The following is a 15346-nucleotide window of genomic DNA, read 5'->3' as shown; positions in this document are numbered from 1 at the left end:
GCAGGTTGGTCCGGAACCGCTCACGCATCCACCAGTACATCGTTGATACCGCCGTCGGCGCGCCAGCGGCGGAGGAGGTCGTGGAAGGCGACCGGGCCGGGCCCGTAGGAGTTGCTGACCGGCCGGGGTTTTCCTTCGTTGTTGTAGTAGCCGGGGGTGCATTCGGCCTGGAAGGCGTAGTTATCGCGGGCGTTGGCGCGGATGGTGGCGATCCAGGCGTCCTCGGCTACGACGCTGGGTTCGATGCGGCGGGCGCCGTGCTTGCGAGCCGCGGTGACGACTTCGCCGATGTGGGTGGCCTGTTCCTGGAGGATGTGCACGAAGTTGACGGCGGCGGTGTTCTGCAGTGCTCCCAGGTGGAACAGGTTCGGGAAGCCGTGACTGTAGAAGCCGTGCAGTATCCTGGGCCCCTGGCTCCACGCCTGCAGCAGAGGTATGCCGTCGCGCCCGTACACCGGCAGGGTGCCGGAGACGACGCCGGAGATGCCGGCCTCGAAGCCGGTGGCGAAGACGACACAGTCCACTTCGTACTCGGCGTCGCCGACGACAACAGCGTTTTCCGTCATGCGGGTGATACCACCGAAGTCGGCGGTGTCGACGAGGGTGACGTTGGGGCGGTTGAACGTCTGCAGGTAGAGGTCGCTGAACGTGGGACGCTTGCACATGTAGCGATACCACGGCTTCAACAGTTCGGCTGTCGCCGGGTCCTGCACGATCTCCTCGGCGCGGGCGCGGATCTGGTTCATCTTCCGGAAATCCGCGATCTCGTCGACGTATTCGCGATCTTCGGCCGACAGACCGGTCTCGACGTCACCGGGAAGCATCTTGCGCTGCAGCCGGGCAGTGCTGGTCCAGCCATCGCCCACCAGGTCGTGTTCGGCGTGGCCGCCGGTGACGACGGTCAGGAAGTTCTCCATCCGTTCCCGCTGCCAGCCCGGTTTCAGCGACGCCGTCCACTGCGGGTCGGTGGGGCGGTTGTCGCGCATGTCCACCGAAGAGGGGGTGCGCTGGAAGACGTACAGGTGCTGCGCGTCGCGGCCGAGGTGCGGGATGACCTGGATGCCGGTGGCGCCGGTGCCGACCACACCGACCTTCTTGTCGGCGAGCTTGTGCAGGCCGCCGTCGGCGGTGCCGCCGGTGTAGCCGTAGTCCCAGCGGCTGGTGTGGAAGGTGTGCCCGCGGAAGGTTTCGATGCCCGGGATGCCCGGCAGCTTGGGCTGGGTGAGGGTGCCGGAGGACACCACGACGTAGCGTGCTTGGAAGTCGTCGCCGCGGTCGGTGCGCACCTGCCACTCGGCGGCTTCGTCGTCCCAGCGCAGCTCGGTTACCCGGGTGTGGAACAGGGTGTCACGGTAGAGGTCGTAGTGCTTGGCGATGGCGACCGCGTGCTGCCGGATCTCTTCTCCGGGGGCATAGCGCCACTTCGGGACGTAGCCGACTTCCTCCAGCAGTGGCAGGTACTCGTAGGACTCGATGTCGCAGTGGATGCCCGGATAGCGGTTCCAGTACCAGGTGCCGCCGAAGTCGCCCGCCTCGTCGACCATCCGGATGTCGGCCACGCCGGCCTCCCGCAGGCGGGCGCCGGTGAGCAGTCCACCGAACCCGCCCCCGACGACGACCGCCTCGACGCGGTCGCCCACTGCCGCCCGCTCGGCGCGCTCGGTGTAGGGATCGGCGGCGGCGTAGCCGAATTCCGCAACCGCTCGCCGGTATTGGGCCGCTCCGTCCGGCCGCAGCCGCCGGTCACGTTCGGTGCGGTACTTCGCGCGCAGGACTTCGGGATCGAACCCGAGTTCCTCCGAGGTGAAGCGCCTGCGGTCCGGGGAGGCCGAGTGGGCGGACATGCGGTCCCTTCTGCCTACCTGAGGTAGGACGTGACTGTGCTGCGGGGTCGTAGATACTGGCAGAGATCAAGAAGAGCAGACGGCGGTGTCGAGAGTCTCGATGAGAGACACGGGAAGGTGTCTCCGCTCGCTGAGATGACCGACGCTCAGATCGCCGCCCAGCCGTTGTCGACCGGCAGGACCACGCCGTTGATGTTGCTCGCCGCGTCCGAGGCGAGGAAGACGATGGCGGCGGCCTGCTCGTCGACCTCGGCGACGCGGCCGAAGTTGGCGGTGTAGGCAGCGAGCGCGGCCGGGCCGTGTCCGGGCTCGGGCCGGGCACCGAGGATCGAGGTCCTGGTCGCGCCCGGCGCGACGGCGTTGGTCCGGATGCCGTCGTTGCGGTACATGGCCGCGAGCGACTTGGTCAGCCCGACCACGCCGTGCTTGGAGACGGTGTAGGCGGTTCCCGCGGCGCTGCCGCGCAGGGCTGCCTCCGACGCGGTGTTGACGATCGCCCCCTTGCCCCGGGCCAGCATGTGCGGCACGACAGCCCGGCTGAGCAGGAACGGCGCGGTGAGGTTGATCCGGATCACCCGTTCCCACTCTGCGTCGGTGACGTCGGCGGCGGCGGTCATGGCGTCCATGACCCCGGCGTTGTTGACCAGTATGTCCACCCCGCCGTACTGCTCGACGGCGGTGGCCACGACCCGGTCGACCACCTGCTGGTCGCTCAGGTCGCCGACCGCCGCGACAGCGGTGCCGCCGGCGGCGGTGAGCTCCTCGACCGCCGCCTGTGCTCCGACCGAATTGATGTCGGCGACCACGACGTGGGCTCCTTCCGCGGCGAACCGCAGCGCCACTGCCCGGCCGATCCCTGCCCCGCCGCCGGTCACGATCACGCTCTTGCCGGCGAAGCTGTTGGTGTTCATTCGATACCCCTGCTGTGTGTTTCGGCCCAGTTGGCGATGAGGGTGATGCCGGCGGTGAACTGCCGGGTGTGTGGGCGGTCGAGAAATCCGTGCATGGCCTCGGGTACGAGGTGGTGGTCGACCGGCGTGCCGGCGGTGGTGAGTTCGCGTCCGAAGGCGTCGCCGGAGGCCCGCAGTGCGTCGCGGTCGGCGTTGACCATGAAGGTTGGCGGGAGGGGCGGGAGGTCGTGGCCGCCGGGGAAGGCCAGCGGGTCGGCCAGTGCTTCTTCGGAGCCGGCGTAGTTGTGGTGCATCCGCCGGACGGTGCTGGGCCGGAACTGGAAGATTCCGTGACGGCCGCGTATCCGTTGCCGCAGTTCATCGGGGATCGGACGAAGCTGGGCGTGGAAGCAGCCGTAGACCAGCACGAGCCCGGCGGGCATCGGACGGCCCTCAGTGTGCATCCTGAGCGCGGCAGCGGCCGCGAGGCAGGCACCTGCGCTGGCGCCGCCCAGCAGGGCGGTGTCCTGTTCGGAGGCGAAAGCGTCGACGACGTCGTCGAGCGGCACGGGGAACCGGATGCCGGTCAGCGAGCCGGGACGTGGATCGCGGAAGGGGTTCCACGGTGGCACGCGGCGGTAATCGACCGCGATGACGTCGATCCCTCGCCAGGCGAGAGCGGCCCCCACGGCGTGGGATTCGAGCTGGTCGAGGCCGCCGCTGGAAAACCCGCCACCGTGCAGCCAGATCAGCCGGCCGGCCGGTGACGGGCCCGCGCGGTAGCGGCGGACCGGGATGGTGCCATGGCGGCCCGGTACGGCATCGTCCCGGATGTCGAGCCCCGCGGTGAGCGCGTTCAGCGCTCGGGCGGCTGCCTTCCTCATGCCTGAGCCTCGGCACCGGCGGCCAGGCTCTCCTCGGATTTGAGGGCGGCCTCAAGGACCCGTTCCAGTTCGGCGGCACCCCCGTCGGGCAGGCTCGCCGCGACGGTGGACAGCGACATCATTCCCATGCGGTCTCCGCCGGATTCGATGGGCACGCCGGGGAAGTACGAGCGGAGCACCTCGACGATGGCCGCCCACACCGTGTCGTTTCGCTGGATCTCCCACAGGGGCGTGTCCATGTCGAACTTCGCGGATTCGTCCGGTGCGGGATAGCGCCACGAATGGCTCCCGGATCCGACGTGTTCCACGAGCTGCTCGGGGTGCCGGGGCAGCTCGACGGTCGCGGTCGCGCCCGGCGGCACGGTGACCTCGACGTGCATCTCGCCGTCGCCGTGGGTCCACCGGACTTCCGCGCGGCCGAGCACGGTCTGGTGCGCGGTGTGTGCGGACCGCAGGCCGCCGCCCGGTTTCGGCGCGATGCGGATGTGCCGCCACCCGGGTTCGGCGCGTTCGAGGCCGCCGACGACGCGGTGCAGCCAGTCGGCCACCGCTCCGAGGGCGTAGTGGTTCAGGGACGTCATGCCGGTGGAGTTGAGGGTGCCGTCCGGCAGGATCGAGTCCCACCGCTCCCAGATGGTGGTGGCGCCCATCGTCACCGGGTAGAGGAACGATGGCGGTTTCTTCTGCAGGAGCAGTTCGTAAGCCTCGACCAGGTGGCCGGTGCCGGACAGTGCGTCGGTGATGAGCGGAGTGCCGGCGAAACCGGTGGAGATGGTGAATCCGGCCTTCCGCACCAGCTCGGCGAGCTGCCGTCCCGCTGTCGCGCGCTGGTCGTCGTCGAGGATGCCGAACATGATCGCCAGCGCGTAGGCGGTCGCGGACTCGTTGACGACCCGGCCGGCTTCGGTCACGTATTCCCGGCGAAAAGCCGCGCGGACGCGTTCGGCGAGCTGGCCGAAGTGCTCGGCGTCCTCGGTTTCTCCGAGGACTGAGGCGGCCTGGGCCAGTTCCCGGGTGGTCTTGCAGAGGTAGGCGCCGGCGACGAGGTGGGCGTCGGTCTTCCCGCCGGCGGGGTTGCCGGCCGGGGCGTCGGGATCAAGCCAGTCGCCGAACTGGAACCCGCTGCTCCACAGCCCGTGCTCGTCGAGCGCGGGTTCGATCTGCCGCATGAAGGCGGTCATCGAGGCGTAGCTGTCGCGCAGGATGGCGGGGTCGCCGTACTCCTGGTACAGCAGCCACGGCAGGCTGATCGCGACATCGCCCCACAAGGCAGTCGGGGTGGATCCCGTCGCGAGGACGTCCGGGACGACCATGGGCACGTTGCCGGTCTCCTGTTGTTCGGCGGCGAGGTCGCGCAGCCATGAACCGAGAACGCCCCTGACGTCGTAGAGGAACGCCGCGGTGGGGGCGAAGGCGTTGATGTCGCCGGTCCAGCCGAGCCGTTCGTCGCGTTGCGGGCAGTCGGTGGGGATGCCGACGAAGTTGCCGCGCATGGACCACACCGTGTTCTCGTGCAGCTTGTTCACCAGGGGGTGCGACGTTTCGAACCAGCCGGTGCGGGCCATGTCGGTGTGGATCACGACGGCGCGGATCGCGTCGGCGCCCGGTTCTCCGGGCCACCCGTCGACCTCGACGTAGCGGAACCCGTGGAAGGTGAACCGTGGTTCCCACGATTCCTCGCCGTCACCGCGCAGGGTGTACCGGTCGGTCGCGGCGGCGGTGCGGTTGGTTTCGGTGTCGAGTTCTCCGCCGGGGGTGAGCAGTTCGGCGTGGCGCAGCGTGATGGTCTTCCCGGCTTCGCCGGTGACGGTCATGCGGACCCAGCCGGAGAAGTTCTGTCCGAAGTCGACGATCGTGCGCCCGGCCGGGCTGGTGAGGATCTCCTTCGGCGCGAGTTCTTCGATGCGCCGGATGGGTGGTGCCGTGGGCACCTGCAGCGTCTTCCGGTCCCACACGAAGGGCACGGCGCGGTTCCAGCCGGTGTCGTCGAAACCGGGCCGATCCCAGCCGTCCGGTTCGAGGCGGGTGTCGAAGGTCTCCCCCGCGTAGATGCCGTTCGCCCGCACACCGCCGGTGCCCACGCGGAACGAGCCGTCGGTGCCGAGGACCTCCACGCGGTCGCCGAAGTCCAGTTCCAGCTGAGCGAGCAACGCCGGCCGGTCGGTGTAGTTGTGCCGGCGATTCTCCCAGGTGAGCGGGCCCACCGCCCATCCCTCGCCGACGACGGCCCCGAAGGCGTTCGGACCGGGCGTCAGGAGGTGGGTGACGTCATGGCCGGACACCATGAGGCGGTGCCGGTAGCTGGTCCAACCCGGCATGAGCTCCTCGTCGCCGACGCGGACGCCGTTGACGTAGGGGGCGACAATACCGAGCGCCGTGACGTGCAACATCGCGCGCCGAAGCCCTGGAGACACCTCGAACTCTCGGCGGAAGTACGGCGCCGGGTCGCCTTCGGCCGAGGGCGCAGCCGCACTGATGAACGAAGCCTGCCACTGGTCGAGCATCGGTGCTTCTCCTTGTGCTGTCCGGAAATGAGCCGGTGCCGTCATCGCGTGCTCGCGCGCCTGGCCGGGACCGCGAGGGTGCGGGTGCCCGCGATCTGCTCGCTGCTGGTGCCCACGAGGATCGTGACGTCGCCGGCTTCGATGCCGCGTGTGCCGTCGTCGGCGGTGTAGAACAGCCGGTCGACCGGCGCTTCGAGCGCGGTGTCGGCCACGCTCCCGGCGGTCACCGTGACTCGTTCGAAGGCGAGCAGCTGCCGGACCGGCCGCACGACGGATCCGTGTTCGTCGCGGGCATAGACCTGCACGACCGTGGAGCCGTCCCGGCCGCCGTGGTTGGTCGTGCGCGTGCGCGCGGTGATGGTCCCGCCGTCGTCGGAGAGGTGCACGTCCAGCAATTCGAGCTCGAGCCGGGCGTAGCCCAGGCCGTGGCCGAACGGGTACAGCGGGCCGTTCTCGAGGTCGTTGTAGCCCACTCGACGTCCGGTCGGGTGGGCGTAGCCGCTGCCGTACGGGTGGCCGTGGAAGAGCGGGATCTGCCCGACGTGCCGTGGGAACGTCATCGGCAGCCGGCCGCCGGGTTCGATCGCGCCGGTGAGCGCGTCCGCGACGGTCGATGGGCCCTGCGCGCCGAGCAGGGGCGCGAGCAGCACCGCGGCGGAGGCTTCGGCGACGTCGGGGACGACGAGGGGACGCCCGGTGATGAGCACCGAGACCAGCGGGGCCTCCGCCTGTGCGAGCACCGAAACGAGCTCGTGCTGGTTGCCGGGCAGCCGCACCTGAGCCGAAGCCTGTCCCTCTCCCGCGGTGTGCTCACCAGCCCATCCCGTGCGTTCGCCGAGGACCGCGACGACGATGTCGGCGCCGCGCGCCGCGTCGAGCACGGCGTCGGTGTCGATCGGGTCGGTCGTATCGGGTGAGCCCGCGTCGAGGAACGTGACGTCCAGTCCCGGCGCTGCGTCGAGCGCGGCGAGCAGTGTCGGCGTGTCCGGGTACTGCTCGCGGGTGAGCGTTTCGAAGCGGGGGCCGATCCCGGGAATGCGGGTGGTGAACAACTCGGTGAAGAAGTGCTCGTCGGGGTCGACGCCGGGAACCTGACCCGCCTGGATCAGCTGCACGGCGATCGGGACTTCGGCGTTGGCGACGTCGGTGTAGGCGCCGAAGTGGATACGCAGCTCGTCGGCGAGCCGGCCGGCGAGGACGACCTTGGCGCCGGGGCGCAGGGGGAGGGTGCCGTCGTTCTCCAGGAGCGTCACGGCGTGCTCGGCGATGTCGCGGCCGATGGCCGCGGCCGCTGTCCGGTCGGGTGGTTCGGGCCGGCGCAGGGGTCGGCGCGGCGCGAAGCCGGGCACCAGCCCCAGGTCTTGCTTGATCTCCAGTACGCGCCGGACCGCGGTGTCGACCGCGTCCTCGCCCACCAGGCCGGCTTCGACGGCCTCACGCAGCTTCCGGAAGCTTTCGTCGGCGGGCAGTTCGACGTCGAGCCCGGCCGAGAGCGCCGCGGCGGCGGCTTCCCGCTGGTCACCGGCGACGTGGTACACCGAATGCAGCATCGTGACGGCGTCGTAGTCGCTCACGACCAGACCGGTGAATCCCAGCTGCTCGCGCAGCAGGTCGGTGAGCAGCCACCGGTTCGCCGCGGCCGGGGTGCCGTCGATCTCGTTGTAGGAGTTCATGACGATCGCGAGCGAGGCCTCGGTGATGGCCCGGCGGAAGGGTTCGGCGTACTCGTCGGCCAGCTGCCTGCGGCCGAGACTGGTGCGTGCCTGGTTGAGGGCGCCGTCGGAGCTGCTGTAGCCCAGGAAGTGCTTGCCCGTGGCCAGCACCCCCGTGTCACGGCCGGTGCCCTGGATGCCGCGGATGAACGCGACGGCGAGCTGGGCGGCGAGCTCTTGGTCCTCGCCGAACGTCTCGTGCACCCGACCCCAGCGGGGATCGCGCGCGAGGTCGAGCACCGGGGAGAAGCACAGCTGGATGCCGTAGTCGCGGAACTGGTCGCGGGTGATCGCGGTGCTGCGTTCGATGAGGCCGGGCATCCACGTCGCGGCCTGCGCCCATGCGGTGGGGAATTGGATGCCCGTGCCGTGGACGAGGCCGTTGAGGCCTTCCGCGTGGATGAGCGCCCCGATGCCGAACCGGCTCACCTCACGCGCTTTCGCCTGGACGTCGGCGAAGGTGCGACGCAGTTCGCCGCCGTCCAGTGGCAGCATCCACGCCAGCGACAGGTGCCCGAGACCGTGCGGACGCAGCTGGGCGATGCGGTCGGTGTCGACGAAGAACGCCACCTTCCGGCCCTCGCCGGTGGACAGGTCCGCCCCGGGGCGCATCGAGAACAACGCGGGCAGTGTCATGCCGTGCAACTGGGCGATCTTCTCGTCCAGATCCAGCTTGCGGACGAGCGTCTCGAGGTCGGTCACGCGATCTCCTGCAGGTCGGTGGCGTCGTCGAGCCGGTCCGGCACCGGGGCGGCGACGTGGAAGGTGAGCTGGGCGGGTTCGCAGCCTGGGGCCTCGGTGGTCACGGCGATCGCGCCGGCCGCCGTCGGCCGGATGACGGCGAGCGCGCGTCCGTCGAAGGTGCGATGAGTGTTCGCGGCAAAGGACTCTTCGGTGACGGGTGCGCCGCTGCCGAACGCCTGCAGCACCCCGGCACCCGACACGGTGACGCGCACGTCGGCGTCACGGGCGTTCTGCACGACGCCGGCGTCGTCGGTGACGGCGATCTCGACGAACGCGAGATCGCCGGTGCCGGCCCGCAGCAGTTCACGGTCGGCCGTGAGCGCCAGCCGCATCCCGGCGGTCGCCGATCGCAGCGTTGTCCGGCCGGTCTCGGCGCCGTCCCGGTAGGCGATCGCGACGAGTTCGCCGGGCCGGTAGGTCACCTCGAAGTCGGCTTGGAAGGCTCGCTCGCCGCCGACAGTGGCCCGGCCGATCGAAGCACCGTCCAGCAGCAGCTCGATCTCTTCGGCGTCGGCGTAGACCTCGACGTGCGCGGGTTCGCCCTCGAAACCGGGCCAGCTCCAGCTGGAGACGACGTCGCTCCACGCCCACGGGGTCGCCACGGCGATCGGGCGACCGTGGTGCTGCGGGCGGCGTACGGCGAGGTAGGGGTCGGTCCGCAGGCCGAACACGATTTCGCGGTAGTAGGACACCGGACGCCGGTGCCCGGTGAGGTCGAGATCGCCGCAGTAGGCGGTCAGCCCGGGGTAGCCGGTCGAGAACCCTGGGGCCGGGCCGGCCGGGTCGGCGTACCGGACGAGGCCGATGCCGGTTTCCCCGAGGTAGTCCAGCCCTGTCCAGGTGAAGTCGCCGATGACGTGCGGATACTCCCGGACGAGGGCCCAGGTCCGGTCGAGGACCGACGGCCAGCTCTCCGTGCCGACGATGACCCGGTCCGGGAAGAGGTCGCGGTCGAGGGCGTAGCGGGATTCGCTGTAGTTCATCCCGGCGACGTCGAGCGCGGCGAAGGACTCCTCGGTGCGCTCGGAGACCATGGGAGAGGCGACGACCTGGCCGATCAGCTCGTTGAAGGCGGCCATCATCCCGTTGACGCCGGCGTCGTCCTCACCGCCGGGTGTGCCCGCCTCCCGCTGCTGCCGCATCCCGTCCAGTACGACGTCGAGTGCGGATACGAACCCGTTGATGCCGTTGGTCACCAGCCGCGTGCCGTCGAGGGCCCGGAGCTTTTCCGCGAGTCGCCGGCTCCACCGGCCCCCGTCGGCGGTCCCGGTTTCGGGGATCTCGTTGCCGATGCTGTAGAAGAGCACGCTGGGATGGTTGAAGTCCTTGGCGACCATCGCCTCCAGGTCGCGTTCCCACCACTGCGGGAAGTCCGCCGAGTAGTCAAAATCGCTTTTGCCCTGCGTCCACATGTCGAACGCCTCGTCCATGACGTACATGCCGAGCCGGTCGCACGCCTCCAGCAGCGCGCTGCTCGCGGGGTGGTGGGAGCTGCGGATGGCGTTGAAGCCGGCGGACTTGAGCAGCTCGATCTTGCGTTCCTCCGCGCGGCCGATCGCGGCCGCGCCGAGGGGGCCGTTGTCGGCGTGCAGGCACGCCCCGCGAAGCTTCACCGGCTTTCCGTTGACGCGCAGGCCGCGTCGCGCGTCGACCTGGATCGTCCGGACACCGAAGAAGATCTCTTCCTCGTCGACGACCTGATCGCCGTGTGCCAGCTCGATCCGGGCCGAATACCGGGTCGGTGTCTCCGCGCTCCACCGACGCGGCCGGTCGAGCAGCAGCCGCAGCCGCGCCGTGTCGGCATCGCCGGGCAGCAGCGTGATCGGGGACGTCCCGTGGGCCACGGCCGCGCCGTCGTCGTCGTCGATCACCGCCGCGGTGAGGCGCAGCGTGGTGGTCACCGGTCCGGTGTTGCCGACGCGGGCGGTGATGTCGACGACCGCCAGGTCGTCGTCGACGTCCGGGGTCGTGATGCGGACGCCGTCGAGGTCCAGGTGCGCCTGTTCTTTCACGACCAGGTGCACGTCGCGGTGGATTCCGCAGCCGGCGTACCAGCGGCTGTCGAGGTGGGTGCGGCACGCGACGCGGATGTCGTTGTCGGCGCCGAAGTGCAGGTGCGGGTCGATGCGCACCAGGAACCGCGAGTAGCCGAAGGCATGGCGGCCGGCGAGCGCGCCGTTGACCGTCACGACCGCGTCGCGGTAGACGCCGTCGAACTCCAGGTACACGAGCTTGCCCCGGTCCCCGACCGGCGCGGAGAAGGTCTTGCGGTACTCGTAGGCGCCGCCCGGGAAGTAGCCGTTCGTGTGCCCGCCTGGTACGTCCGCGCTGCGTTCGGCAGAGATCAGTGCGTCGTGCGGCAGCGTCACGGGCGTCCAGGGCGTGTCGCCCGCGCCGCCGAGTTCCTGGAAGGGGGTCGCTTTCCGGCGGTAGCTCCAGCCGGTGTTGAAATCGTCGCGGGTCATCGTCGAGTCCTTTCTCAGCGAACGCTCTTGACGCGGAGCAGGATGACGACGCCGCCGGCGAGCGCGAAAACGCCGGAGACGACGTAGAGCAACGGGTAGTTGCCCCCTCCCGCGACCGCGAGCACCAAGGGGGCCGCGAACGGGGCGAGCGCCTGCGGAAGCGTCGTGGAGAATTGGTTGATGGCGTTGAAGCGACCGGCTTCGGTGTCGCGTTCGGGCAGCACGTCGAGCACCAGCGCCTGGTCGACCGCGGAGAACACGCCGAGGCCGAGGTTGGCCAGGAACGAGCCGGCCATGAGCACGATCAGATCCGGGGCGAGCGCCATCGTGACCGAACCCAGCACGAACAGGACGCCGGCGCAGAAGACGAAGGCACGACGGCGGCGAAGCTTGTCGGAGAGGTAGCCGCTGATCCCGGCTCCGCCCATGGTGGCGACGATGCTGATCGCCCCGACGGTCGCGACGAGACCGCCGATTTCGGTGACGGGGACCCCGAGCTTGCTGGCAAGGAAGAACGTCGTGAACGTGGTGGCCAGGGTCAGCCCGAAGTTGAACAGGAACCGGCCCAGCCAGTTCCAGGAGAAGTCCGGGTAGCGGCGCACGGGAAACACGTATTTCGACAGGATCAGCCGCGCAGTGACCCGGTCATCGAAGGGGAGGTCCCGGCTGTCGCGCTCGTCGACCAGGGCGAAGAACAGCAGAGCGAGCAGGGCGCCGACCCCGGCGGGTACCAGGAACAGCAGCAGGTTCGACGAGGCGAACACACTGGCGACGGCGACGCCGAGGATCGACGCGCCCATCTGGGCCACCCCGACCAGACCGGCCACCCGGCCGCGCTGGGATGCGGGCAGGCGATCGGCCATGGAGTTCGTGAGCACAGCCATCGCGCTGCCGAAGCCGATCTCCACGATCACCCAGCCGAGCACCAGCAGGGGCACGCCGGGTGCGAGCGCGACGATGACGGAACCGGCGAGGCCGACGGCGATCAGGCCGGGCAGCCAGGGCCGTCGCCGGCCGAGGCGCGACCGGGTCCGGTCGCTGAGCACGCCGAGGATCGGCCCGGTGAAGACCAGGATCAGGGATCCCGCACCGACGACGAACCCCAGAACCCCCTGGTTGCCCGGGGCGAGCTGCGCGACACGCACGCTCAGCGAATAGCCCATCGACGCAACGATGGCCATGAACAGCCCGAACTGGGCGAGGACCAGCAGGGTGATGTAACGGGCGCCGACCCTGGGCCGGACGTCGCCAGGAGAGCGAGCCGTCGCCGTAGACCCGGCGGCGGCAACCGCAGCGTCGGGCGGGGCGAATGCGGGCGGAGCGGGGTCTGGCGTCACGTCCGGCATGGCGACTCCTTTGTCGAGCCATCGGCAGTGGTGGGGAGCGATGCGTGCATTGGTACCACGTGATACCTAAGCGGCGGTAGTAGGTATCACGCGATACTTCGGCGGCAAGCTAGACTGCGAACGTTCGGTCGAGCAGGCTGCCGCAGGAATCGAAAGGCCGATGACGATCACGAAACGCGTCCGCCCCGCGACCGCCGCCGACGTGGCCGCGCACGCCGGGGTCTCGCGCGCCACGGTCAGCCACATCCTCAACGGCCGGGAGGAGCGGTTCCCCGAGGAAACCCGCGCCCGTGTCCGCGCTGCCGCGGCAGCCCTGGACTACCGGCCTTCACCGGCCGGACGCACCCTGGTCACCGGCCGCAGCGACACGATCGTCGTCGTCATGCCCGACACGACCGTGGGCCAGAACCTGCAGGACGCCCTCGAACGGCTCACCACCGACACCGCGAGCATCGGCTCCAACGTCGTGCTCCGGTTCGCCGGCGCCGACCCGGCGCACACCGCGACGGCACTGATCAAACTCCGGCCGCTCGCGGTCGTCGACTTCGGCTCGCTGGACGCGCCCGCCCGCCGGCGCCTGGCCGCCCAGGGCGTGCCGACCGTGCCGAACGTCGCGGCCATGACCAAACCGGCCGATGCCCGGTCCGGTGCCGCGAGGGATCCGCAGGCCGAGATCGCGGACCTGCAAGTCGGCGAGCTCACCCACCGTGGCCGGCGGCAGATCGTCTACGCCTCGCTCGCCGACCGGCGCCCGGACCCCTACGGACCCGCCAGGTATGCCGGAGTGAAAGCCGCGTGCCGGCGCCGTGGCCTGTCCGCACCGCTGTCGATCGCGGTTCCCACGATTCTCGACGCCGCGACGGCGGTCGTGCGCGAACTACCGGCTGACGTCCCGCTCGGCGTCGCGGCCTACAACGACCAGGTCGCCTTGGCCGTTCTCGCCGCGGCCGCTCAGGTCGGCCGGCCGGTGCCCGGCGAGCTGGCGGTCACGGGCGTCGACGCCACCGACGTCGGCCAGCTGTGGACCCCACGCCTCACCACGATCGCGGTCGACATGCAGGTGTTCGTGGACGGCGTCATCACCGAACTGCTCGCCGCACTCGCCCACACCGACATCCCACGAGCCGCGGCGGCCGCGCCGCTGCTTCGCGTCGTCACGGGGCAAACCACCTGACGCGGCCGCGGTAACACAGCTCTCCACACGTACCGCGGACGCGGTAACGAATGACCGCGCGAGGCTGACGCCGCGGAAAGCAGGAGCTTCGGACGCCGTGACTTCGGGTTTTCCGGGACGGCGGACTCGACTTCATGAAGGGCCCCTCGGCACACACTTCGTCCCGAGGGGCCCTTCACGGCCCTTTCAGGCCGTGGTGCGCTGGGCTTCGGTGGCGACGTCGGCCCAGTCCTCCCAGGTCTTGAGCCGCTCGGCGTAGACCTGCGGGACCATCCCTAGCGGTGCTGTCCCGAAGAACACCCGCAGCGGCGGGTGGCCGGCGTCGACGACCTTGAGCAGAGCCGGACCGGCGGCAGCCGGGTCGCCGGATTCGACGTGGCGCCAGCCGGCGGCCACGGCCGCACGCAGCTCGTCGTAGACGGGTGACTGCGCGGCGAAGACGCCCGAGGACCCGGCCCAGTCGGTGGCGAAGCCGCCGGGCTCGACGAGAGTCACCTTGATCCCGAAGGCGGCGACCTCCTGCGCGAGGGCCTCGCTCATCGCCTCCAGTGCCCACTTCGAGGCGTTGTAGATGCCCAGGTTGGGGAAAGCGGTGACGCCGCCGACGCTGGAGATCTGCACGAGGTGACCGCTGCCCTGAGCGCGCAGGAGGGGCAGGGCGGCCTGGGTGACCCACAGGGAGCCGTAAAAGTTCGTCTCGAACTGGTCGCGGACCTGCTGTTCGGTCACCTCCTCGACGGTTCCGAACAGGCCGTACCCGGCATTGTTCACGACGACGTCGAGGCGGCCGAAGTGCCGGTGCGCCTGCTCGACCGCCGCGGTGACCGCGGCCTTGTCGGTGACGTCCAGCGCCAGCGGCAGGACGGCATCGCCGTGCGCAGCGACCAGCTCGGTCAGCGAGGCGGCGTTGCGGGCGGTCGCGGCGACCTTGTCGCCCCGCGCGACCGCGGCCTCGGCGAACTGGCGGCCGAAGCCGCGGGACGAGCCGGTGATGAACCAGATCTTGCTCATGAAACTCTCCGTTCGATACTGCGTCTTACGGAGAGACCATACATCTCATTGAGACTGAGTCGCAAGTTGAGCCGGTGAGTTACAGTATGTGAGGTGAGCGACTCCCCTGCGCGTGCCAAGCGACCCGGACTCCGTGAACGGATGCGCGAGACAGCCCGGGCCGAAGTGGTCACCGTGGCGCTCAAGCTGTTCGCCGAGCAGGGCTTCGACGGCACGACCGTCGACCAGATCGCCACCGAGGCCGGACTGTCCCGCGCCAGCCTCTTCCGCTACTTCGGCACCAAAGAGGACATCGTCCTCGGGCAGCTCGCGGAAACGGGCCGCACGATCGCGGAGGCACTCGCCGCCCGCCCCGAGGAGGAGCGGCCCTGGGAGGCGTTGCGCCGCGCCTTCGACGTCCTCGTCGAGGACAACGCGGAGACCCGCGAGCAGACACTGGCTTACCTGCGCATGCTCTACGACACGCCGTCGCTGCGCGCCCGGCACCACGAAAAGCAGCTCAGCTGGCAGAACCTCCTCGTCCCGGAGATCGCCCGCCGCCTCGGCGCCGAACCCGCCCTGCCCGAAGACCCGGGACCGAGCGCCCTGGCCGCGTCCGCGCTGGCCTGCATGGACACGGCCACGGTCGCCTGGCTGGCCTGCGACGGCACCGTCCCGTCTGCTGCCCTGCTCGACCGCGCGATGGACGCCGTGGCGAACACCTGACGGGCTCGCCGGTACCGTCGTGGCCGGCTACCGTGCTCGGCAAGATCACCGCATCCCTGGGGACGCT

Annotated in this window: 10 protein-coding genes; 2 read left to right on the top strand and 8 right to left on the bottom strand. The window is 70.1% G+C overall.

Annotated features, from left to right (window positions below; all coding sequences use genetic code 11):
* Positions 1–20 precede the first annotated feature (20 nt).
* From CF165_RS45870 to CF165_RS45840, 7 genes are all read right to left on the bottom strand, one after another.
* Positions 21–1844, bottom strand: a complete 1824-nt coding sequence (locus CF165_RS45870; protein WP_093953908.1) for a flavin-containing monooxygenase — start codon at positions 1842–1844, stop codon at positions 21–23.
* Positions 1845–1990: 146 nt separating this feature from the next.
* On the bottom strand, positions 1991–2755 hold the full coding sequence (locus CF165_RS45865) for an SDR family NAD(P)-dependent oxidoreductase (RefSeq protein ID WP_093953907.1): 765 nt from the start codon (positions 2753–2755) through the stop codon (positions 1991–1993).
* Positions 2752–3618, bottom strand: a complete 867-nt coding sequence (locus CF165_RS45860; RefSeq protein ID WP_093953906.1) for an alpha/beta hydrolase — start codon at positions 3616–3618, stop codon at positions 2752–2754. The genes CF165_RS45865 and CF165_RS45860 overlap by 4 nt, the downstream gene beginning before the upstream one ends.
* The gene (locus CF165_RS45855) at positions 3615–6122 is read right to left on the bottom strand and encodes a glycoside hydrolase family 78 protein (protein WP_093953905.1); all 2508 of its coding nucleotides are present in this window, start codon (positions 6120–6122) and stop codon (positions 3615–3617) included. Before CF165_RS45855 ends, CF165_RS45860 begins: the two co-directional genes overlap by 4 nt.
* A 41-nt stretch (positions 6123–6163) precedes the next feature.
* The gene (locus tag CF165_RS45850; protein ID WP_205661182.1) at positions 6164–8536 is read right to left on the bottom strand and encodes a glycoside hydrolase family 3 N-terminal domain-containing protein; all 2373 of its coding nucleotides are present in this window, start codon (positions 8534–8536) and stop codon (positions 6164–6166) included.
* Positions 8533–11043 (bottom strand): glycoside hydrolase family 2 protein, encoded by a 2511-nt coding sequence (locus CF165_RS45845; protein WP_093953904.1) that lies wholly within the window; start codon positions 11041–11043, stop codon positions 8533–8535. The genes CF165_RS45850 and CF165_RS45845 overlap by 4 nt, the downstream gene beginning before the upstream one ends.
* A 14-nt stretch (positions 11044–11057) precedes the next feature.
* A complete protein-coding gene (locus CF165_RS45840; RefSeq protein WP_240522123.1) occupies positions 11058–12389 on the bottom strand; it encodes an MFS transporter in 1332 nt (443 codons plus the stop codon).
* Between the two features lie 160 nt (positions 12390–12549).
* Between CF165_RS45840 and CF165_RS45835 the strand changes: the two genes are divergently transcribed.
* Positions 12550–13563 carry a substrate-binding domain-containing protein gene (locus CF165_RS45835; protein ID WP_093953903.1) on the top strand — a complete coding sequence of 338 codons (1014 nt, stop codon included), beginning with the start codon at positions 12550–12552 and terminating at the stop codon, positions 13561–13563.
* 186 nt (positions 13564–13749) lie between these two features.
* Here CF165_RS45835 and CF165_RS45830 read toward each other — a convergent pair whose 3' ends face one another.
* On the bottom strand, positions 13750–14574 hold the full coding sequence (locus tag CF165_RS45830; protein WP_093953902.1) for an SDR family oxidoreductase: 825 nt from the start codon (positions 14572–14574) through the stop codon (positions 13750–13752).
* A 141-nt stretch (positions 14575–14715) separates the two neighbouring features.
* On the opposite strand from CF165_RS45830, the gene CF165_RS45825 reads away from it, so the two are divergent.
* The gene (locus tag CF165_RS45825) at positions 14716–15279 is read left to right on the top strand and encodes a TetR family transcriptional regulator (protein ID WP_093953901.1); all 564 of its coding nucleotides are present in this window, start codon (positions 14716–14718) and stop codon (positions 15277–15279) included.
* Positions 15280–15346 lie beyond the last annotated feature (67 nt).

The sequence above is a fragment of the Amycolatopsis vastitatis genome (assembly GCF_002234595.1).
In the GTDB taxonomy this organism is placed as follows: Bacteria; Actinomycetota; Actinomycetes; order Mycobacteriales; family Pseudonocardiaceae; genus Amycolatopsis; species Amycolatopsis vastitatis.
This window is presented reverse-complemented; position numbering and strand designations above follow the sequence as displayed.